The sequence below is a fragment of the Citrobacter sp. Cpo103 genome, from assembly GCF_030332605.1.
Taxonomy (GTDB): domain Bacteria; phylum Pseudomonadota; class Gammaproteobacteria; order Enterobacterales; family Enterobacteriaceae; genus Citrobacter; species Citrobacter portucalensis.
The window spans coordinates 615,652-636,967 of sequence record NZ_JAOWHO010000029.1; the positions used below are offsets into that span (position 1 = coordinate 615,652).

General features: G+C 47.5%; 16 protein-coding genes and 1 pseudogene. 13 read left to right on the plus strand and 4 right to left on the minus strand.

What is annotated here, in order from left to right:
- Position 1 precedes the first annotated feature (1 nt).
- The 8 genes from OGX89_RS11600 (at position 2) to ldtA (ending at position 6,716) form a co-directional block, all read left to right on the plus strand.
- Positions 2–283 (plus strand): energy-coupling factor ABC transporter substrate-binding protein, encoded by a 282-nt coding sequence (locus OGX89_RS11600; protein ID WP_003030289.1) that lies wholly within the window; start codon positions 2–4, stop codon positions 281–283.
- Positions 270–947 carry an energy-coupling factor ABC transporter transmembrane protein gene (locus OGX89_RS11605; protein ID WP_003834087.1) on the plus strand — a complete coding sequence of 226 codons (678 nt, stop codon included), beginning with the start codon at positions 270–272 and terminating at the stop codon, positions 945–947. The genes OGX89_RS11600 and OGX89_RS11605 overlap by 14 nt, the downstream gene beginning before the upstream one ends.
- Before the next feature lie 8 nt (positions 948–955).
- Positions 956–1,771, plus strand: a complete 816-nt coding sequence (locus OGX89_RS11610; RefSeq protein WP_003834086.1) for an energy-coupling factor ABC transporter ATP-binding protein — start codon at positions 956–958, stop codon at positions 1,769–1,771.
- Positions 1,768–3,288: a cobyric acid synthase gene (locus OGX89_RS11615; protein WP_003834085.1), complete on the plus strand. Its 1,521-nt coding sequence runs from the start codon at positions 1,768–1,770 to the stop codon at positions 3,286–3,288. Before OGX89_RS11610 ends, OGX89_RS11615 begins: the two co-directional genes overlap by 4 nt.
- Positions 3,285–3,830 (plus strand): bifunctional adenosylcobinamide kinase/adenosylcobinamide-phosphate guanylyltransferase, encoded by a 546-nt coding sequence (gene cobU / locus OGX89_RS11620; RefSeq protein ID WP_125112522.1) that lies wholly within the window; start codon positions 3,285–3,287, stop codon positions 3,828–3,830. The genes OGX89_RS11615 and cobU overlap by 4 nt, the downstream gene beginning before the upstream one ends.
- Positions 3,827–4,570, plus strand: a complete 744-nt coding sequence (gene cobS / locus OGX89_RS11625; RefSeq protein WP_125112521.1) for an adenosylcobinamide-GDP ribazoletransferase — start codon at positions 3,827–3,829, stop codon at positions 4,568–4,570. Before cobU ends, cobS begins: the two co-directional genes overlap by 4 nt.
- 24 nt (positions 4,571–4,594) lie before the next feature.
- Positions 4,595–5,659 (plus strand): nicotinate-nucleotide--dimethylbenzimidazole phosphoribosyltransferase, encoded by a 1,065-nt coding sequence (gene cobT / locus OGX89_RS11630; RefSeq protein WP_003834080.1) that lies wholly within the window; start codon positions 4,595–4,597, stop codon positions 5,657–5,659.
- 127 nt (positions 5,660–5,786) lie between these two features.
- Positions 5,787–6,716: a L,D-transpeptidase gene (gene ldtA / locus OGX89_RS11635; RefSeq protein WP_003834078.1), complete on the plus strand. Its 930-nt coding sequence runs from the start codon at positions 5,787–5,789 to the stop codon at positions 6,714–6,716.
- A 24-nt stretch (positions 6,717–6,740) separates the two neighbouring features.
- On the opposite strand, the gene OGX89_RS11640 is transcribed toward ldtA, so the two are convergent.
- Genes OGX89_RS11640 through OGX89_RS11650 form a run of 3 tightly spaced genes read right to left on the minus strand, consistent with a single transcriptional unit; the run spans position 6,741 to position 10,144 of the window.
- Positions 6,741–7,424 carry an ABC transporter ATP-binding protein gene (locus OGX89_RS11640; protein WP_032669186.1) on the minus strand — a complete coding sequence of 228 codons (684 nt, stop codon included), beginning with the start codon at positions 7,422–7,424 and terminating at the stop codon, positions 6,741–6,743.
- A gap of 10 nt (positions 7,425–7,434) precedes the next feature.
- On the minus strand, positions 7,435–9,123 hold the full coding sequence (locus OGX89_RS11645) for an ABC transporter permease (RefSeq protein ID WP_125112520.1): 1,689 nt from the start codon (positions 9,121–9,123) through the stop codon (positions 7,435–7,437).
- Complete coding sequence (locus OGX89_RS11650; protein ID WP_125112519.1) at positions 9,107–10,144, minus strand: extracellular solute-binding protein; 1,038 nt, start codon at positions 10,142–10,144, stop codon at positions 9,107–9,109. Before OGX89_RS11650 ends, OGX89_RS11645 begins: the two co-directional genes overlap by 17 nt.
- A 621-nt stretch (positions 10,145–10,765) precedes the next feature.
- Here OGX89_RS11650 and OGX89_RS11655 point away from each other — a divergent pair.
- A complete protein-coding gene (locus OGX89_RS11655; RefSeq protein ID WP_286560500.1) occupies positions 10,766–11,953 on the plus strand; it encodes a nucleoid-associated anti-phage protein in 1,188 nt (395 codons plus the stop codon).
- A 16-nt stretch (positions 11,954–11,969) separates the two neighbouring features.
- Positions 11,970–13,133 carry an anti-phage protein gene (locus OGX89_RS11660; RefSeq protein WP_286560502.1) on the plus strand — a complete coding sequence of 388 codons (1,164 nt, stop codon included), beginning with the start codon at positions 11,970–11,972 and terminating at the stop codon, positions 13,131–13,133.
- Between the two features lie 395 nt (positions 13,134–13,528).
- On the opposite strand, the pseudogene OGX89_RS11665 reads toward OGX89_RS11660, so the two are convergent.
- Positions 13,529–14,285, minus strand: a pseudogene (locus OGX89_RS11665) (integrase core domain-containing protein).
- Between the two features lie 307 nt (positions 14,286–14,592).
- Here OGX89_RS11665 and OGX89_RS11670 point away from each other — a divergent pair.
- Genes OGX89_RS11670 through OGX89_RS11680 form a run of 3 tightly spaced genes read left to right on the plus strand, consistent with a single transcriptional unit; the run spans position 14,593 to position 21,309 of the window.
- On the plus strand, positions 14,593–15,678 hold the full coding sequence (locus OGX89_RS11670; RefSeq protein WP_045338337.1) for a DNA cytosine methyltransferase: 1,086 nt from the start codon (positions 14,593–14,595) through the stop codon (positions 15,676–15,678).
- 5 nt (positions 15,679–15,683) lie between these two features.
- On the plus strand, positions 15,684–18,461 hold the full coding sequence (locus tag OGX89_RS11675; RefSeq protein WP_286560504.1) for a hypothetical protein: 2,778 nt from the start codon (positions 15,684–15,686) through the stop codon (positions 18,459–18,461).
- Positions 18,462–18,495: 34 nt separating this feature from the next.
- Positions 18,496–21,309, plus strand: a complete 2,814-nt coding sequence (locus OGX89_RS11680; protein WP_286560505.1) for a coiled-coil domain-containing protein — start codon at positions 18,496–18,498, stop codon at positions 21,307–21,309.
- The last annotated feature ends 7 nt before the right edge of the window (positions 21,310–21,316 follow it).

The following is a 21,316-nucleotide window of genomic DNA, read 5'->3' on the forward strand; positions in this document are numbered from 1 at the left end:
GATGAAAAAGACGCTGATTATATTGGGCATGGTAGTGGCGCTGGTGATCCTGCCGTTCTTTATCAACCACGGTGGGGAATACGGCGGTTCAGATGGTGAGGCGGAAAGCCAGATTCAGGCTATTGCCCCGCATTATGAGCCCTGGTTCCAGCCGTTGTATGAACCCGCAAGCGGTGAAATTGAAAGTCTGCTGTTTACACTCCAGGGATCGCTGGGCGCAGCTGTGATTTTCTATATCCTGGGTTACACCAAGGGTAGGCAACGCCGTGATGACCGGGCTTGACAGGCTTAGCTATCAAAGCCGTTGGGTTCATGTCTCGCCGGTGCGGAAATTTCTGCTCTGGCTGGTGATGATGATTCTGGCGTTTACTCTGCCCCCATTGGGGCAGGGTATTGAGCTTTTACTTATTGCCGCGCTGAGCTGCTGGCTGCTGCGTATTTCCTTCTGGCGCTGGTGCCGTTGGATGGCATTACCGTTTGGTTTTCTCACGGTTGGCGTGGTGACCATTTTGTTTAGCATCAGCCGCGATCCACAGACGCTGTTGGCCAGCATACCTGTGGGAAGTTATTGGTTGGGGATCAGCGCGCCAGGTCTGGTAACCGCCAATGAAACCTTCTGGCGCAGCCTTGCCGCGCTGGCGGCAACTTTCTGGCTGGTGCTGAATCTGCCGTTTCCGCAATTAATTATCTTACTCAAACGCGCGCATGTTCCTCGCCTGCTAACTGAGCAGATCCTGCTGACCTGGCGGTTTATTTTTATCCTGTTAGACGAGGCGCTGGCTATTCATCGCGCACAAACGCTGCGTTTTGGTTATCGTAGCTTGCCGTTGGGCTACCGCTCTCTGGCAATGCTGGTGGGATTGCTGTTTACCCGCGTGTTGATCCGCTACCAGCAAATGACCACCACACTGGATATCAAACTGTATCAGGGTGATTTTCACCTGTAAGGAAAAGTATGCTTGCCACCTCAGCGCTTTGGTTTCGCTATCAGGATGACCCGATCCTCAAAGGGCTAACGCTGGATTTTTCTACGCATGCCGTCACCGGGCTGGTAGGCGCTAATGGTTGCGGGAAATCCACGCTGTTTATGAACCTGAGTGGCTTATTGCGCCCACAGCAAGGCGCGGTGATGTGGCAGGGCAAACCGCTGGATTACAGCAAGCGCGGCCTGCTGGCGCTGCGTCAACAGGTGGCAACGGTATTTCAGGACCCCGATCAGCAAATCTTTTATACCGATATTGACAGCGATATCGCCTTTAGCCTGCGCAATCTTGGGGTGGATGAGGCTGAAATCGCTCGCCGCGTGGAAGATGCGCTTACGCTGGTCGACGCCCAGCATTTTCGCCATCAGCCCATTCAGTGTTTAAGCCATGGGCAAAAAAAACGCGTAGCGATTGCCGGGGCGTTGGTGTTGCAGGCGCAGTATCTGCTGCTGGATGAACCTACTGCGGGCCTCGACCCGTCAGGCCGCACGCAGATGATTGAGATAATCAAACGCATCGTTGCGCAAGGAAACCGCGTCGTAATTTCCAGCCATGATATCGATCTTATCTATGAAGTTAGTGATGCGGTGTACGTTTTACGCCGGGGCGAAGTACTCACGCACGGCGCGCCAGGCGACGTGTTCGCCCAGACTGAACTGATTGAACAAGCGGGATTAACTCAGCCCTGGCTGGTGAAGCTGCATACAGAGCTGGGCTTCCCGCTGTGTAAAACAGAGGCTGAATTTTTTAGCTGTATGCGAGAGAACGCACTGAAGGAGGCGTCATGACGCAGGCAATAATGTTGCAGGGAACGGCATCTGATGTAGGTAAAAGCGTATTGGTCGCCGGGCTGTGTCGTATTTTTTATCAGGATGGACTGCATACAGCGCCGTTCAAATCGCAGAACATGGCGCTGAACTCTGGCATTACGCCAGAGGGAAAAGAAATGGGCCGCGCGCAAATTTTTCAGGCTGAAGCCGCAGGTATTACGCCAGATGTGCGTATGAACCCGGTGCTGCTTAAACCGACCAGCGATCGAAAAGCGCAGGTGGTGCTAATGGGCAAAGTGGCGACCGATATGGACGCGGTGAGTTACCACGAGTACAAGCCACGTCTGCGGGAACAGATCCTGTCAGTTTATAACAGCCTGGCGCAGGAGTTTGATGTGCTGGTGCTGGAAGGTGCGGGGAGCCCGGCAGAGATTAACCTGCGCGATCGCGATATCGTCAATATGGGTATGGCAGAGATGGCTCAGTGCCCTGTCGTTTTGGTGGCGGATATCGATCGTGGCGGAGTGTTTGCTTCCATTTACGGCACGCTGGCGCTGTTGCATGATCACGAACGCGCGCGGGTAAAAGGGGTGATCATCAATAAGTTTCGCGGTGATGTGACGCTGCTGCACTCCGGTATCGAGCAAATTGAAGCGCTGACCGGTGTTCCGGTACTGGGCGTGATGCCATGGCTGGATGTTGATCTGGAAGATGAAGATGGCGTTGCGCTGCAAAAGGGCAAGTATTTGCGCACTGACAAACGCGACATCGACATCGCCGTTGTTCAAATTCCACACATATCTAACTTTACTGATTTTAATGCGCTTGCTGCGCAGCCGGATGTGCGCGTGCGCTATGTTCGTCAGCCTGAAGAGTTGGCGGGGGCCGATCTGGTGATTTTGCCGGGTAGTAAAAATACCCTTGGCGATCTGGTGTGGCTGCGTGAAAGCGGGATGGCACATGGCGTCGTGCAATTACATCGTAATAACGTACCGGTGGTGGGGATTTGCGGCGGCTATCAAATGCTCGGTGACACCATCATTGATGAAGTAGAGTCGGGGCTCGGTACGCTGCCGGGGCTGGGCTTGCTCAATACAGTCACCCATTTTGCCCAGCACAAAACCACGACCCTGGTTGAGGGAAAAATGTCCTCATCGCTGCCTGACTGGTTGGCGGGCACGGCGGGGTTATCCGTTCGCGGTTATGAAATTCATATGGGCGAAACAGCATTAACCGATGAATGCCGGTCGGTGATGACGTTGCACAAAGACGGCGGCAACGTTGCTGACGGCGCGGTCACTCCGGATGGCCTGGCGTTCGGCACCTATCTTCACGGTCTTTTCGACAGCGATGATTTCACCCGAGCGTTGATCAATGGCCTGCGAGAACGTAAAGGGTTAGCTCCGCTGGATTCCACCTTCCATTACGCGCAATATAAATCGCAGCAGTTTGATCTGCTGGCGGATGCGATGCGGCAACACATCGATATTGAGAAAATTTATACCATCATGCAGCAACACCGGGAGCCAGTATGATGATTCTGGTTACTGGCGGCGCGCGAAGCGGTAAGAGTCGGCATGCGGAAGCGCTGATCGCTGATTCCCCAAACGTTTTGTATATTGCGACTTCGCAGATTTTTGATGAGGAGATGGCTGCGCGAATTCAGCATCATCGCGATGGACGTCCTGCGCACTGGCGGACAGCCGAACGTTGGCAACATCTTGATGAACTGATCACGGACATGAATGATCCTCAGGAAGCTATTCTGCTGGAATGCATCACCACGATGGTGACCAACCTGCTGTTTGCGCTGGGCGGTGACAGCGATCCGGACAGCTGGGATTATGCGGCGATGGAGCAGTCTATCGAAGATGAAATCCGTTCGCTGATCGCAGCCTGTCAGCGTTGCCCGGCAAAGATCGTATTGGTCACTAACGAAGTGGGAATGGGGATTGTGCCGGAGAACCGTCTGGCGCGGCATTTTCGTGATATTGCAGGACGCGTGAACCAGCGACTGGCGGCGGCAGCGGATGAGGTCTGGCTGGTGGTATCAGGAATTGGAGTCAAAATTAAATGAGTAAGTTGTTCTGGGCAATGCTCTCTTTTATCAGTCGCTTGCCCGTTCCTGCTCGCTGGTCGCAAGGACTGGATTTCGAGCATTATTCCCGCGGTATTGTGATGTTTCCCCTGATTGGCGTCGTGTTGGGAGGGCTGACGGGGCTGGTCTTTATGGCGCTCCAGCCCTGGTGCGGTATTCCGTTGGCGGCCCTTTTTGCGGTGCTGACGCTGGCGTTGCTGACCGGGGGATTTCATCTGGATGGTCTGGCGGATACCTGTGACGGCATTTTTTCGGCGCGCCGACGCGAGCGGATGCTGGAAATCATGCGCGACAGTCGTCTGGGCACCCACGGTGGACTGGCGTTAATTTTCGTTTTACTGGCGAAGGTGCTGGTGGTGAGTGAACTGGCTTTGCGTGGCACGCCGATGCTGGCCGTGCTGGCAGCTGCATGTGTCGCCGGGCGAGGAACGGCGGTGTTGCTGATGTATCGGCATCGCTATGCCCGCGAAGAAGGGCTGGGCAACGTTTTTATTGGCAAAGTCACCGGGCGTCAAACCTGCGTTACGTTGGGATTAGCGGCGATCCTTGCCGCCGTGCTACTTCCCGGCATGCGCGGCGTGGCAGCGCTGGTTGTCACAATAGTGGCGATTTTTATTCTTGGGCAGTTATTAAAACGCACGTTGGGTGGGCAAACCGGCGATACGCTGGGCGCTGCCATTGAACTTGGCGAGTTGATTTTCTTGCTGGCTCTGCTCTGAGTCAGCCCACATACTGGAACACTTATGCAGACTTTAACCTCTTTACTCCGCACGATCCCATCACCCGACAGTGCCGCGATGCTGCGTGCACAGCAGCATATCGACGGCTTGCTTAAGCCGCCGGGAAGTTTGGGGCGACTCGAATCTCTCGCCGTACAATTGGCCGGGATGCCTGGCCTGAAGGGTGTGCCGCATGTGAATGGCAAAGCGATGCTGGTGATGTGCGCCGATCACGGTGTGTGGGATGAAGGGGTTGCCGTTTCGCCTAAAGTTGTCACGGCTATTCAGGCTGCCAATATGACGCGTGGAACGACCGGCGTCTGCGTCCTGGCCGCTCAGGCGGGGGCGAAGGTCCATGTGATAGATGTTGGGATTGATGCTGAACCTATTCCCGGTGTGGTGAATATGCGTGTGGCACGCGGCTGCGGCAATATAGCCGAAGGTCCGGCAATGAGCCGTTCGCAGGCAGAAGAGCTGTTGCTGGAAGTCATCCGCTATACCCATGAACTGGCAAAAGACGGCGTAACGCTGTTTGGTGTCGGTGAGCTTGGTATGGCAAATACCACACCTGCGGCGGCCATTGTCAGTGTGCTGACCGGCAGTGATGCTGAGGAAGTCGTGGGTATTGGCGCTAACCTTCCTCTTTCTCGGGTGGGGAATAAGGTAGACGTTGTGCGCCGGGCAATTGCCGTCAATCAACCGGATCGCCTTGACGGTGTCGATGTGCTGGCTAAGGTTGGCGGGTTTGATCTTGTCGGTATGGCGGGGGTGATGCTTGGTGCGGCCTCCTGTGGCCTGCCGGTCGTGCTGGATGGTTTTCTTTCGTATTCTGCTGCTCTGGCGGCCAGCCAGATTGCACCGCAGATTAAACCCTACCTAATCCCGTCACACTTCTCCGCTGAGAAGGGTGCCCGCACCGCGCTGGCGCATCTTGAATTAGATCCTTATCTGAATATGGGGATGCGTTTAGGTGAAGGTAGCGGGGCCGCGCTGGCGATGCCGATTATTGAAGCTGCCTGCGCTATGTACAAAAATATGGGGCAGTTAGCTGCCAGCAATATTGTGCTTCCAGATGGTAAGGAAGCGTAGTTACCGCTCAACCTGAACCTCGCCTGATGGCGAGGTTTTTTTATGCGCAGATATGTCGTAACCCACTAAAACAGATAATAAAAGCTATACTTAACGGATATCTGTTGCGACGAAGGAAAGGAAAAAGATGCGTCGTGTAAAACTGCTTTGTTCACTCATTATGCTGCTTGCGAGTCAGGGCGCACAGGCGGTGAGTTATCCGCTGCCGCCAGAGGGGAGTCGCCTGGTGGGTAGTCCTTTGACTATTACGGTTCCACCAGGAAACACCAAGCCGCTGGAGGCATTTGCCGCTCAGTACGGGCAGGGGTTGAGCAATATGCTTGAAGCCAATCCGGGCGTCGATGTTTTTCTGCCTAAATCGGGTTCAACGCTGGTTGTACCGCAGCAACTGATACTTCCGGATACCGTGCGCGAGGGGATTGTCATCAACGTCGCCGAGATGCGGCTTTACTATTATCCTGCTGGCAGCAATACGGTTGAGGTTTTACCCATTGGCATTGGTCAGGCGGGTAGAGAAACGCCGCGTAACTGGGTGACGGCGGTCGAACGTAAGCAGGAAGCACCAAGCTGGACGCCGACGCCAAATACCCGACGTGAATACGCCGCTCGCGGTGAAAGCTTGCCGGCTTTTGTTCCTGCCGGGCCAGAAAATCCGATGGGCCTGTATGCAATTTATATTGGCAGGCTTTATGCCATTCACGGGACAAATGCCAATTTCGGTATTGGTTTGCGGGTAAGTCAGGGGTGCATCCGTTTGCGGAATGATGACATCAAGTACCTGTTTGATACGGTGCCTGTAGGGACGCGTGTACAATTAATTGACCGACCGGTGAAATACAGCGAAGAGCCGGACGGTAGTCGCTGGGTGGAAGTACATGAGCCGCTGTCACGAAACCGTTCGGAATACGAGTCTGACAGAAAGGTGCCTTTGTCAGTCACTCCCGCTTTGCGCACCTTTATCAGCGGGAATGACGTGGATGTGAGCCGCGGAAGTCAGGCACTGGAAAGGCGCTCCGGTATGCCGGTGAACATCAGCCTGGTACAGAAGCATTATTAATTTTCAGGGCGACTTTGTTGAACTTCAGGTCGGATGGGTCGCTTTTTTAATTTGATACTGCCCCATTTTTACCACGCCAATATGGTCAGCCATTAGTTGGGCTTCGTGTTCACTGTGGGTAACCAACAGCGCCGTTTGCCCGGCGGCGCGCAAAATATCCCGTACCTCGTTGCCAAGACGCTCACGTGTGCGCTTATCCAGGCTGGAGAAGGGTTCATCCAGCAACAGGATTTCCGGATGTGGCGCCAACGCGCGCGCAAGGGCGATACGCTGTTGTTGACCGCCGGAAAGCTCATGCGGATAGCGGTTGGCATGGCTGTGTAACTCCACCATTTTCAACAGCTCAGTCACTCTGGCCTGTTGTTCCTCACGCGGCATGCGACGCAATCCAAAGGCCACATTTTGCTGCGCGGTCAGATGGGGGAATAACGCATATTCCTGGAAGACCATGCCGACATGACGTTTTTCCGGTGGCAGATGAACGCCGGGACCGGCAACACGTCGCTGTGACACATAGATCTCTCCGTTTTGCAGGCGTTCAAATCCGGCAACTGCGCGTAGTACCGTGGTTTTTCCGCAGCCTGAAGCACCCAGCAGACAGGCAATTTCACCTTTACGTACCGACATTGAAAATCCGCTCAGTACCGATTGCTGGCTGTTGCCATAAGCAACGTGTACATCCTGGAGTCGTAATGCAATTTCTGACATTGTTGCTCTCTTAACCACGGCGAGTCATTTGGTGACGCACCAACAAAATAACCGGTAGCGTGCCAGCTAAAACAATCATTAGCGCGGCGATAGCACCTTCTTCATAGGTTCCACGTGCGGCTTCCGCATACAGTAACGTTGCCAGCGTTTCAAAATTGACCGGGCGCAAAAGCAACGTTGTTGGCAGCTCTTTCATGGCATCAGCAAAAACCAGCAGGGCACTGCTGACTAATGCCGGGCGCAGCAGGGGAAAATGGACTCGTGCAAACGTCCCCGCACCATTCTCGCCCAACAGACGAGACGCCTGTTCCAGCGAAGGTGGAATGCGGCCCAGACCAGAATCCAGCGCGCCAATGGCAATCGCCTGGAATCGCATGGCACAACAAATTACCAGCAGGATCCCTGCGGACATCAGCGGCAGACCGCGAACATCCAGTAAATCGGCCAGCCAGCGGTCGACAGCCATGGCGGGGGGTAAAAAACCAATCGCCAGAATTGTGCCGGGAACCGCATAGCCTAAAGAGGCCAGACGCATCACGCCGCGACGAAATCCCGGCATGGCGTTGTCTGCGGCGCTATGGCGGGCGCTCCAGGCCACCAGCATACTGACACAAACCACCACCAGCGTGGTTCCCGCTGCCAGCGATAGCGTATTTTGCAATGCTGACAGTAACGAAGAGGAAAGGGGGTTCTCATCGCCTATGCGTTTGGCGCTTTCCCACAGTAAAAACAGTACCGGTGCCAGAAAACCCAGTACAACCGGCAGTGAAATAACGCCACCGAGCAGCCAACCGCGCCAGCCCTGCACGCGCGAAGGTTGAATTTCCCGCAGGCTGCGGCTGCTGAATCCTTGTTTTCTGCGACCATAAAATTCCAGTGTCAGAATCAGGAATATAAACATCAGCATCATGCAGGCAATTTGCGCCGCAGCAGATAAATCAGAACGCGAGATCCATGTGGTGTACACGGTAACGGTTAACGTCTGTACCCCGAGAAACTCCGATGCGCCAATATCGTTGAGCGTTTCCAGCAGTGCCAGGCTGATCCCAACGGCCAGTGCCGGACGGGCCATGGGCAAAGCAACACGAAAAAAGGTTCCGGTTGCGCTGCATCCCAGCGTGCGTGCGGCTTCCAGTAAATGGGCCGGCTGGCTGATAAACATAGCGCGGGTTGTCAGATACACGTATGGGTATAGCACTAATCCGAGCAGGATGATTGCGCCGGAAAGTGAGCGTAAATCTGGCAGCCGGAACTGTCTTGGGCTGTCAAAGCCCAGTAAAAAACGGATAAAGGTTTGCAGGGGGCCAATCGGATGCAGCAGATCGAGCCACGCAAAGGCCACAATGTAGGTTGGCATTGCCAGCGGCAACAGTAACGCCCAGCTAAGAATTTTACGTCCAGGAAAATCCCATGCCGTTACCGCCCATGCGCTGCCTACGCCAATCACGCCGACCATCACCGCGACACCGGCTAATAACAGCACGGTATTTTTTAGTGCGGCAGGCAGTACATACGTCAGGAGATTATCCCAGTGAGATAAATCGGCCTGGGTAGCCTGCCAAATCAGCGCAATGATCGGTGTCAGAACGCCAAGCGCTACGCACAGCGCGCCAAGATGTAGCGGCGTTAATAATGACTGCGGCCCGGAAACCAGGCCGCGTAACGTCGGAAACTGCAGAGGTTTATTGATCGAATCCAACTTTATCTACCAGCAGACTAGCTTGTTTACGATATTTAACGATTTCGGTTAACGGCGTTTTATCGACGTTGATTTCACCAATAGTTGCGCTGATAACCGGATCAAGCGTCACGCCTTTCAGTACCGGGTATTCGAAGTTCGCTTTCGCATACTGCTGCTGGGCAGGTGCGGAAACCAGATATTCCATCAGCTTAACGGCATCGGCTTTATTTGGCGCATAGCGGGCTACAGCTGCGCCACTGATGTTGACGTGTGTACCGCCATTTTCAAAGGTGGGTTTAACGACTTTAATCGCATCGCCCCACTGACGTGCATCACTGCCTTCTTTGGCGTTTTTCATATGGCCGACGTAATAGGAGTTGGCGAGACCAATATCGCAAATTCCGCCGAGAATATCGCGAGCAACATCGCGGTCGCCACCGGTAGCTTTACGCGCCAGGTTAGCTTTCACACCGCGCAGCCATTCTTCGGTCTTTGCTTCACCGTGATGAGCAATCATTGCGGCGATCAGCGCCGTGTTATACGGGTGCTGTCCGGAACGAATACAGACTTTACCTTTGTACTCAGGGCTGGCGAGTTGTTCGTAATGCCAGTTATCGATTGGCAGTGACTTCTCGGCATACAGCACGCGGGCACGCATCGACAGCGCAAACCACTGATCATCTGCGCCGCGCAGATTAGCCGGAATAGCGGTTTTCAGTGCTTCTGACTCTACAGGCTGAGTTACACCCGCTTCCACTAAATCAATGAGGTTACCGGCATCGACGGTCATCAGCAGGTCGGCAGGTGAATTTTTACCTTCAGCTTTAACGCGCTCAAGCATACCGTCCTTGATATAGACCGTACTGACTTTGATGCCGCTGGTTTTGGTCCAGCTATCAAGCAAAGGCTGGATCAGACCCGGTTCACGGGTGGTATAGAGCGTTAACGTTTCCTGAGCGAAAGCCGGTAGGCTAACAGAGAAGACCAGGGCAGAGGCAAGTGTGATACGGCGCAGTCCGGCGCGAGGCAGAGAATTCATCGTTTATATCCCAGAGTAATTGGAACGTACAGTGAACCGAGCGGGGGCTCGTTCCTTTGGCTCGCGTACAATAAATGATAATCACTAGCACTTACAATAATTGCAAAGTTTAAACGATTTACATTTACATAACTTTAATCAACGTTGTGATGCGGCATGTAACAGCGGTGCAGAGCAGGCAGGGGACTTATTAGAGGGTTTTTTATAGCGACCGGAAAAGCAAAAAGCCTGCTTAGTTTCCTGAGCAGGCTTCTTAAATATGGCTCCTCTGACTGGGATCGCCTTTGCCAGTAACTGGCTAATATGTAAGCTAAACCTGAATTGCCGTTCTGTCAAGACCACCAGAATGACCACCAATAGGTCTTATCTGCATCTGCAAAGTTAGACACTATGGATAAAGAGGGATATCTCTTGGATGTATTCTTCCTCAGAGAGAAAAAATCGTAGAATTATATATATTAATAGGTAAAACCTTTTGGCTGTTTAGTGTCATTGGAATATACTGTTTTTATATACATGATTGTATACTTCAATGATTACTAGCAAGTAAATATAAGAATATAATATATTATGTAGCTTTTATATGTTCTCGGTTGGAATGATTTTGAATAAGGACCATACATGGCTGATAGTAATGAAAATTTAAATAATAATTGCCCCTCATGCGGTAGCAAGCTTGATTCTGATGAAGTATGTGCTTGTGGCTATGACCCAAGCTTGGATGTGCAGGAGGAAAGTTATGTCCCTCAGTTTGCATTGACAGCAACTCTGGATAAAGTATCAGGGGACTCCGGCCCTATTTTTAAAGAGTCTTTAGGTGAAGTTTGGACATTAGATACAGAAGACGTTCAGCTTTTCATTAAACAAATCGAGAAAAAATTTAAACTTAAAAGGAAACTTCATGGTGTAATCGATGAAAATAAAATGCCATTAAGTGCACCTATTTCTTTCAGTAAATATCTAAATAAAAATATAGATTTTAAATCCTTTGTTCAGTCAATGATGGATAGAATGAGAAGTGAAGCGAATAATGACAAATCAAGGCTTTCTGGTGGGGCTATAATATTTATTCATTACAATGTAGATAATGATAAAGAAAGTAGTGGTCGTCTTTTTATTATCATGGTGGATAGAAAGGGAGTCTTTAATTTCGATAAGAATCTTATTCCAGAGAAATTACCATCTATAGATATAGATTCCTTGCGACAAGCTGTCCTTGTTGATTTGACTTTATTCAAAGCAAGCTACCCAGAAAACATTGGCGACCCTTATCTGCACTTTATATCTGGTCGATCTAGTAGCGAATTCTTTAAGCGAGCATTGGGTTGTAACCCAAAAATTGATAATAATAGAAGTATTGATGAAACAAATAGAGCTGTTGATGATTTTGTTAAGGTAATGAAGTTAAAGCACATCGATAGAGTTAAAGTAAAGAAAGCAGTCGAAGCTTTGATGAAATCAAAAGCAAAAGATCCCAATGATAGAAAGTTAACGATTGAAGATATAGGGAATTGTATAGAGAAAACCCTTCCTGAAAATAAAGAATTAAAAGGGAAGTTTGTACAGTTCGCGGATGTTAATGAATATGTTATTGATGATTTTTTCGAACCAAGCAGATTTTCTGGAAGTAGCTTTGGGGAAATAAAAATTTCTGATGCGGAACAGGAATATGAATGTAAAATATCTGTTGATGCAATTAGTGAGGATGATACATCAAATGCAAAAGTTATATATGATAGAGCTAATGGCCAATTAATAATACGATTGTCGCATAATGCAGTAACTGAAATCGAGAAAATAGTTGGTTAATTTACAAGGAGTAGTGATGAGCGATATGAATGATTTTGAAACATTAGTAAATGCTATCTTATCGGCAAAAATTGAAGTCGATAGCGGCTATATGTTGCTCGAATTTGAAGACCAATCAATTGATATTAACATAATATCTAACTTAATCAAAGATTATGGTTTAGCCGTAGAACCTGAAGTTGAAAGTAAAGAGATTATTTTTCCGTTGTCTTCTGGGGCATTTAGGGATGATTCAAATATATATAGTACGCTAGATTCCTTTTTGAGAACATGTATTTCTTTAGGTTATGTTCCTAATGATTATATTATTCTCGCTGAGAAGATTTCTTCACTATTAATTGATGATAAAATTGGTAGTATTGATGTTTACTTAAAATGGATTTCAGTATTATCCAGTGTTGCTAATCATCAAATTGGAGGGAAGTTTATACTCTATATACCAAGTGATAATGGTGGTAAGGAGTTAGTTATTAATTCCTACGAAAGATTGGACTATATTATAAAAGCTCCCTATAACAAGGTAGTTGTAGACTCAGTTGATAAAATAATAAAAGTGCTTGATGTCGAGGATGCTCAGTCTCCCGAAAGAAAATCTATTATTCGTACTGCTATATATGATTTGATTAATAACATTGAGAGTAAAGATATTTCAGCGCTAATCACAATAAGCGAGAGGGTTTTTAACCGGTATAACGATCTTTTGGAGTTATATACAAATAGATTTTCCGTTAACAAATTATTGTCTGAATTGGAACAAAAAAATCTTGAGTATACAACCAAAATAAATGATTTTGTTTCATCTAGCCAGACAAAAGCTTTTGCAATTCCTGGGGCCCTGATTGCGGTCGGTGGATTAGCTAAAGCTAGCGGCTTCTGGGATTCTTTATTGATTTTTATAGGTCTCTTTCTCGTATATTACATAACTTCTATGTCCAATCAAGTTTTATATGAATCCTATATAACTTTAAAAAATAGTCTTAATGACTCTTTTTCAAGATATTCTAAATTTGATGAAGGGGTAGAAGTTAGGGATGCAGCCAAAAAAATCTCATTAGAACTTTATCATAAAATAGATAATGCAAAAGAACGTTTGGAAAAAGTTAATAGCATTGCAAAATGGATGCTTTGGATAGGTGGGGGGTATCTGGTCTTAAAAATGATATTTATTGATGGTAAATAAATAGAAAATTGTTAATCTAATGTTATTTTTCAATTATCAAAAGAATGACAAGTGAGAGTTTTTATATCACCATGCGATGGTTGTTTAGTTTGATTTTCAAGCTTTTTAATAATTTCATCTACAACCGAATTATTAGTTTTTCTGGAACTTGAAAGTGTATAACTAATTGAGCTTCACTGGTATTAAAAACTTATACTTTCGTATTTATTTAGGTTCCCCTCTTCATGAATTTTTTCAAGTAAATTACTGGCGGATTTCTTATCTTCTCTATTGAACTACCATTTATCCATCATGTTTTTAAAATAATCGGAAAATTAACATTGGGAGATACCCCTAGAAATTTGGCCAATGTTTCAAAAATGACTGTAAGTGCACCGGTTTTAGTTCCACGCACTTTATGGGATTTCAGCCATCAGCCGGTACTCTTCCGGTGTCAGGTTGTTCAGGGAGTGAGGTCGCACGCCGTTATATTCAGCCAGCCAGCGCTCTGTAATTTCCCGTGCTTCATTCAGGGTTCTGAATAGATAAAAATCCAATATTTCTGTCCGGTACGTCCGGTTGAACCGTTTGATAAAGGCATCCTGCGTGGGCTTGCCGGGCCTGATAAATTCCAGCATCACACCATGCTCTTCTGCCCATTGTGCCAGCTTCAGCTAGACCAGCTCCGGGCCGTGATACCTATTGAATGCATCCAGCGGGTATCCGCGGTTTGCCACGTTCCTGTCCAGCACTCTCACGACCCGCTGCGCCGGGATATTCAGGTCAATTTCGATCGCCAGGGCTTCGCGATTAAAATCATCCACCACGTTGAAGGTCCGGAAGCGCCTGCCGCACACCAGCGCATAGTGCATAAAATCGATAGACCACCCACGCTTTATCGCTGGTTTTAAAGCTTATTTTCAATAACGTCTTTCAGTCCGCGGCATTCGAGACTCAGGTCCGCAAGCATCTGTTTCAGTCGGGGTTTTCATCCTCAAGGTCTTTCATCTTTTTGATATCAGAGACTTCCATACCGCCGAACTTCGCTTTCCAGTTACAGTACAAGGCCTCAGAGATCCCGGCATCGCGGCAGACATCCTTAGCGGTACGTTCGGCTTCGACGGACTTCATAACGGCGATGATCTGGTGTTCGGTTAATCCGGCTTTGCGCATGGCGATCTCATCCAGGGGACATAGTCAGTATGCCGGAAGATCTCTAAAAGTAAATGGTCCGGTTTACCGGGTTGCCTACAGATAATCCGCTTCAAAGTTAGGGTGTAAGCCGAGTACTGGTACTAGATGCTGGACTGTGGGTGGGGCTTTGGCTGGTAAAAACACTTTCAAAAAAATAACATAGTTAGTGATCGATGCCATTATGCAGGGGTATAATCTTATTCTATGATTTTTCGAACAAAATAGTTGCCATTTCAGGCAAATCATATGTGTGGTCAAGTAAAATGATGACATCTGGTATGGTGATATGAATAGTATTTTTGCAAGAGAAGGAGATGAAATCCGGGTTCTTTCACTGTTTTCTGGCTGTGGAGGGATGGACTTTGGTATTGAATCTGCCGGAGGAAAGATTGTTTTTGCTAACGATATCGTTGAAAACGCGTGTAAAACATTAGCGAAGTATTTTCCTGATACTGATGTTAAGCATGGCGATATCTCTCAAATTCAAACTTTTCCATCTGTGGATGTTGTCGTTGGTGGCTACCCGTGCCAGTCATTTTCGATGGCTGGTAACAGAAAGCCCAGCGACGATGCACGGACCAATCTTTATAAGCAATTTCTTCGGGTATTGAATATCGTTCGACCTAAGTATTTTGTGGCTGAAAACGTTTCAGGATTACAGCAGTTGGGCGCAGGTAGCTTTTTAGAACAACAAGTTAACGCCTATCGGGATGCAGGATATCAAGTTAGTCACCATCTTGTTAATGCAAAATCTTACGGTGTTCCACAGTCACGCAAGCGCCTGTTTATTATTGGTGTCAGAAACGATCTGGGGCAATATTTTGAATTTCCGGCAGCAACGCATGGTAAAGCGACCTTAAAGAACCCGCACTTAAAACCTTATGTTTCCCATGGTGAGGCTATCCGCGATTTGCCATTATGGCCAGAGGGTGAGTTTTACGAACGACCTCACGATCCCGAGGGGCACTTCTCATGGTACTTTATGTCCAGAAATCGTAAGGCCAAATGGGATAGTCCTGCTTATACCGTCGTAGCGAACTGGCGACATGTGACGTTGCATCCAGCCAGCCCAATGATGAAGTTAACATGGTCAAATCTTGAGGACGGCTGGAAGCAACGCTGGGATTTTTCTGAAGAATATGAACATGTTGCTATTGATTCGACCCGGCCTAAGCTGGAACAGGCTAGGCGTTTGTCATGGCGGGAATGTGCCAGAATACAGACGTTTCGTCATGATTTTGAGCCTATTGGTGATATTGAATCTCGATTTACTCAGATAGGCAATGCAGTTCCTCCGTTACTGGCCGAAATCATTTTTCAACATCTATTTTCTGGTGATGGGTTGAAAATGAATTTGAGGAAGGGCGAATAAAAATCATGAGTATATCTTTCCCTATTTCTTTAGAAGAGTGGAATGCAGCATTAGTTAACGCCGTTTTTTTTGAGCCTTCCCGTGCAGGCGTATTTTTGAGTCGAATCGATACTACTGGAAGAATTTTTGAGCAATTGGCGGGTTCTCGTAGTAAAGAAGAAGCTAAGCAAAGCTTTCTTGATTCATTTGGTAAGGATGAAAGAAAAATACAACGTTATCTCAGAGATGATTCAACGCTTGATAGTCTGACTCGAATAAAAGGCATCCCACCTCATTTTTCTATTCTATATTTAACGTTACTCGCCGCCAGTGCTGATAATGATACTCATGATGAAGGAGACTTTAGGGTTAGATTTTCTGTATTATTGGGACTGAATAGGAATAAGAAATTTATTTTTAGAGATTTGCCTAGCTTATGGCGAAGAGTTGAACAATGGAGTCAGAGTAAACAGGGTTGTTCTCGGTTATTTTTACCCGACCCCCAAAATGAAAAGCTGATTGGGTATTCTAAGAGGCTTTCTTTTCCTTGTTATAGAGATGAAATTCGTTTGCGAGCCATACTGGTTCGTAATAATCTGGACAGCCATTCAACATTTGAATCTGTTAATAAAGTAATACACCAGAGAATTGATGATTTTAGCGAAGTATTCGTCAGTGAATTCAAAGAATTCTATACGCTATTATCAACTGCAGCCATGCATCAGGCATATAGTAGCCCGTTCTGGGGGGCTGTGAGGGATATTACGCGGCATGAAGAAAATCAACAAGCTAGAGAGAATGGGCTTTTCTGCATTCACTTAGACGCTACCGATCCGCAACTTCCAGAAATTTATCTGTTAATGGATGATGTTGGTGCTCAGACTTTGGATACCGTTAAAACTGAATCGTTACCAGAAAAATTGGGGAGTTACAGTAGCATTTATTATCAGACCAACGTTAATGCTACATTAACGAGTTTACTTCCATTTCTACAAAAAAGAAAAAAAGGCTTACCTAGATCGCGGGTTGGCATGGCGCTATATGCTGGTTGTTTACCCCTTTTCAGGGATGATTCTGGATTTATCAGTTCGGATGGTCATTATTTTGACGATGGTCTGGTTTGTTTGATTATTCGTCGTGAATATGCTGTACATATCCGCAGCATGTTTGAACATACTGGACTGACTGTTATGACGCTAGGAAAAAATACAGATTCTGAAGATTGGGAAGTTCTCGTCTTTGATACGATGAGTAGACAGGAATTAACCGAACTTGCCAAATTACTTCCTGGTGCTGCTCGTAGATTTATGGTTCAGAGTTGGATACCTGCTCGACCTTATATCACAGGTGCAGCCCGTTTTGGACAGTCAATATTACTTAACCCAGCCAGTACGCCGGTTATTCATATGGTGGGTGCTATTGGCGGGGAATATGTAATCAGAGATTCCAATCATACAGAACTGGGCAGCGGCATACTAACACCAACACAAGGCGGTGAAGGACTATTTATTTCTCCGGAAAAACTCACTTCATTATCAGGACAGGCGTTTTGCCGCTATCGGTTAACGCTTGAGAAACAGGTTGAACCGTTGGTTTTTGACATTCACGTCCTCGATCATGCGCCGGATGCTCCGTATCGTAAAGTTGCCGAACAACATGACTGGCTTATTGATGGTCAACGGGGAACATTAGTGCCATTAAACAATGTTGAGTCAATGGAGTCCCTGAAAAACCAAAAAACTACCTCACTAGGCGGATCATGGTCGCTATGGCGACGTGATGAACGTGTGCCTGTAGAGAGTAAACAGTTTGATTTGCACATGCTTCCTGCCGCATTTGACTGGTTAGCTGAAGCACTGGCACTGCGTTTTCAAAAACGCAGTACGCTACCATTTGATGAGCTTAATACACATATAACGCCCGTATCACTAGCGACAGGGATTCCTGCATGGCGGTTGCGCCGGTTGCTTTTTGCCTCAGGCTGGCTTTGCGTAATAGAAAGACGACATGCGCCGTATCCGGTGGTATCACTGGCAAAACGTACATTGTCTGTTTGTGAGAAGGTACAAGGACTCACTGCCCGAGTAGGCGGTATGTTGACGAAAAGCGAGCGTCATCATCTGCAAGGTTTGTTGAAAGAGAGTGAACGGGTAAGACGTTGGTCAACAGTGGATAATAATTTTGCACTTGGCAGTATTGAATTGATTTTGTCAGGAACCGATCGCGTAAAAGATTTGCTTGAACAGTTCAATTGGCAGTTTCTAGCCAGAGAAGATTTTTCTGTTGGCCCATTAAGTGGCGTGCTGTTATCCATGACTCAAATAAAGCAAGTCCCAGCTTTGCCACCCGATATTTATGTGGCGTTCTGGCAGACAAAAAAAAACCAATGGTCAGAAGAAATCCAGCCAACAAATAGCGACCTGTTAATGCGCTGTCGGGAAAAGCAACGTAATCGTTATTTTATTCGGGCAGATACGGGGTACTGGCAAACTGATAGCTTTGCCTGGGCGTTAATGGCTCACGTCATGAGGTCGGAAAAAACGCTTGGTACTCAAAGTCACTATGGCGATCTCTTCTGGTCTAAATCACTAATTACTTTACCGATTTCTGTCACTCAGTGGTGGTTACATTTCGCCGGTGGTTGTTGTACCGTCAGTGATGACGGAAGGATAATATTTGCTGGTAGAGGGGATGAATTGTGGGGAGGCGTTGAGTGTGATGATAATGCTGTTTTCCCGGTTAATCGAGCGGTCACTCGGCGGGCGAGAGCTTTGGCGCTACGCAGGATAAGTAGCATCAATTAATCTCTTAAATCAATCACTAAGGAGCTCACTCAGGGTGTCTAAAAAACAACATATCATTAAAGAAAGATTGAGGCAGATGTATCTCTTTGGTGCAGAGCCTTTTGAGTTGATGAACTGCCTGAAAGAATCGCAGCAAAAGCTGATCATGGCTGGTGCTAAAGCGGACAATTTGCCAAAGGTTCCGAACAAGATTTTACATTTTTTGAGCGCATTACCACCTAAGGCCCATTCCATTGTGCTAACGTGGTTTCGTACTCACGTACAATTTCCAGAACAAGGCGATCCCCAAAAAATCATTCATGAGATTCTGCTCGCAGAAAATAACGATAAAGATATCTCATCACCAAAACCGCTATGGCGTGCAATCCTTGGGTTCTATGTCACTCAACCTTGCCCTGACATCGTCGCACAATTTCTTCGCGGTGAAGAAATTACACTACTCCATAATGATGATCCTCATGAGTCCAGCGATAGATTACCTGAGCAGTCAACGATTAGTGTTACTGATGAAGATATCGAGCAGTGTCTATTCGTAAGTCAAGGACGTGACATATCGCCTTCAGATCGAATAATTCCGGCGTTCGTTGCTGGGCTTGTTGCTACGTTAAAGGGGGAAACGGAAGTTGCAGGTCAGTGGGTGTCACAGTTATCCAATCACCCACTGCCTCTGGGGCAAAAATTTGGTAGGCTCATCTCAATGTTTGGCGTCGTTCGTCCTCAGGAAGAGGCTGACAACGGAATAGTATTATTGGCAGAGCCTGTTGCGCCAGACGATATCAATGGCGATATCGATGGAGTGTCCTTTGTCGGTAAAGTGACGAAAGTGCTTCCCTCTGGCGTATTCTTTGTTTCGCCCGTTGGCCTGTTTATTGGCGATGAACTGCGGGATCTTTCAGATGCTCACAGGCATATGCTCTATCCCGATCGTGGCGAAGTTATAGGATTTTTAAATCATTTTACAAATAATGTGACCCATGGGGAATTAGGCATATGGCAAGCGAGACACAAGCCATCCGATAAAACGGCCCAGTGTGCATTGACTGACTACCAGTCTCGCGTATATTCCGTTGTCAAAATCCCCTATGATTCTGGCGAACCGGATGCGATTCGTGAATGGCTATTAACCTGTTACCAACCTCAAGATAAATCTCCTACTATCTTCTTCTTAACCGATGGTCTGGCGCTAAGATTACCCGGAGACATTCTTGATCCTAAAAAATATGATTTTGACGTACCTCTGGATTCTTATCGGGAATTAATTTGTGTGGAACTGCGCTCTCAGTCAATCACTATAGTGCCTCAACTCCCCGGATTGAGCGAAAAATATGATTGTGCGCCTGCCATTACATGGATAAAACGGCTGTTAAAGTTAGACTATTCATCGACAGATTTTCCTGTTTTCAGCAAATCACACTTACAGCGTTTAGCTCACTTTATGGCTGAATATGAGTCAGATAATCGAAGTGCGTATTTACGTGCATTGACGCAACTTGAGAAGGTTGCGGTTTCAAGAGAATTTCTGGACGGTAGCATTCAACAACTGTTGACGTTGCCGACAATAAAGACGCAAATCTATGCAGAGAAGCAAGTAATACTGGCTCAGTATGAAAGTGAGCAGGAACAACTTAGACAGACGATTGCATCACTGATGGATAAGAAGGCGCAGTTGGATGCAGAAATTAACCGACAGGAAAAGACGCTAAAAAGCGAAACAAACCGTATAAAAAAAGCGCTACGCCAGCAGGAAGCTGAGCTGGATTCACGAATCAGGCAAACCTTTGAGCAAGCGTCTCAGGCGGGTATAGAAACGTTGGCACAGACGGCGTTGTTGCGAACGATGATCGCTGGTTCGGCCACACCCACACCCGATATACCATCACAACGAATCACCGAACCCGCCTCGAGCCTTCCGTTACCTCGGTCTTTAATACCGCCGGAAGTAAATGAAATAAACAGCAAAAGAGTGCTACAGGCCGCGATCGAAGAACAGGCAGCGATTACCGGACTAAGCGAAAATCTGTTGTTCAGTCTGATTGCTGCCGCAAGTGTTGTATCAGTTGTCGGATTAACAGGAAAATACGCCCAGAAAACGGTCGTTTCTTTAGCCAATATTCTGTCGGGAAGCATATGGGGGGAGGTCTCTATTCATGGTGATCTTTTTAGTATCAGCGACTTAATGAAATCGCCTGTGCTAATCAGGAGTACAAATAGCACGAGCTCTATGACGCTGGGTGACTTCTTGGCGCACCAACAATCAAGCGGGTTAATGACGATAGTAAAACTACGTGGGTTTAACCGGATGCCGCCGGAAACATTACTTCCCGAACTTAACGAATGCCTGTTTAGCAGTGAATATTCTGCGGGACTATGCTGGAAGGATCAAAATCATACCTTGCGGCACCTTTCGTTAAGTTACCCTGTATTGTTTGTATTGACGTTTGCCGTTGGTAAAAGTACGTTCCCACTACAGGGGCCGGTTGCCAATCAGTTGCCCGTATTTATAGCCGAATATAGCAGTACGCAGGTTGAGCAGACTGAATACTCACCAGCCGAATATACTTCAGATATTGCGCCCGCGTGCATGGCCTCCAAATTATGGTCTTCATTATACGCCGATGCTCACCCTAAAGATAATCAACAGCAAACTATGCGGGCGGTGTTAAACGCATTGGGTTATTCCGACGAAAAATCTCAGGCGCTGGCAATGCTGGCTTTCACTATTGGGCGCAGTACCACAGAAAAAATAACCGCAGAAATTGAGCCATTGGCTCCTGCATTGATACCTTATGTTCAGGAAATCACTCACGGTACATCTGTAACCGTGCTTGATCATCTGTTCCAGCTATAAATAAACA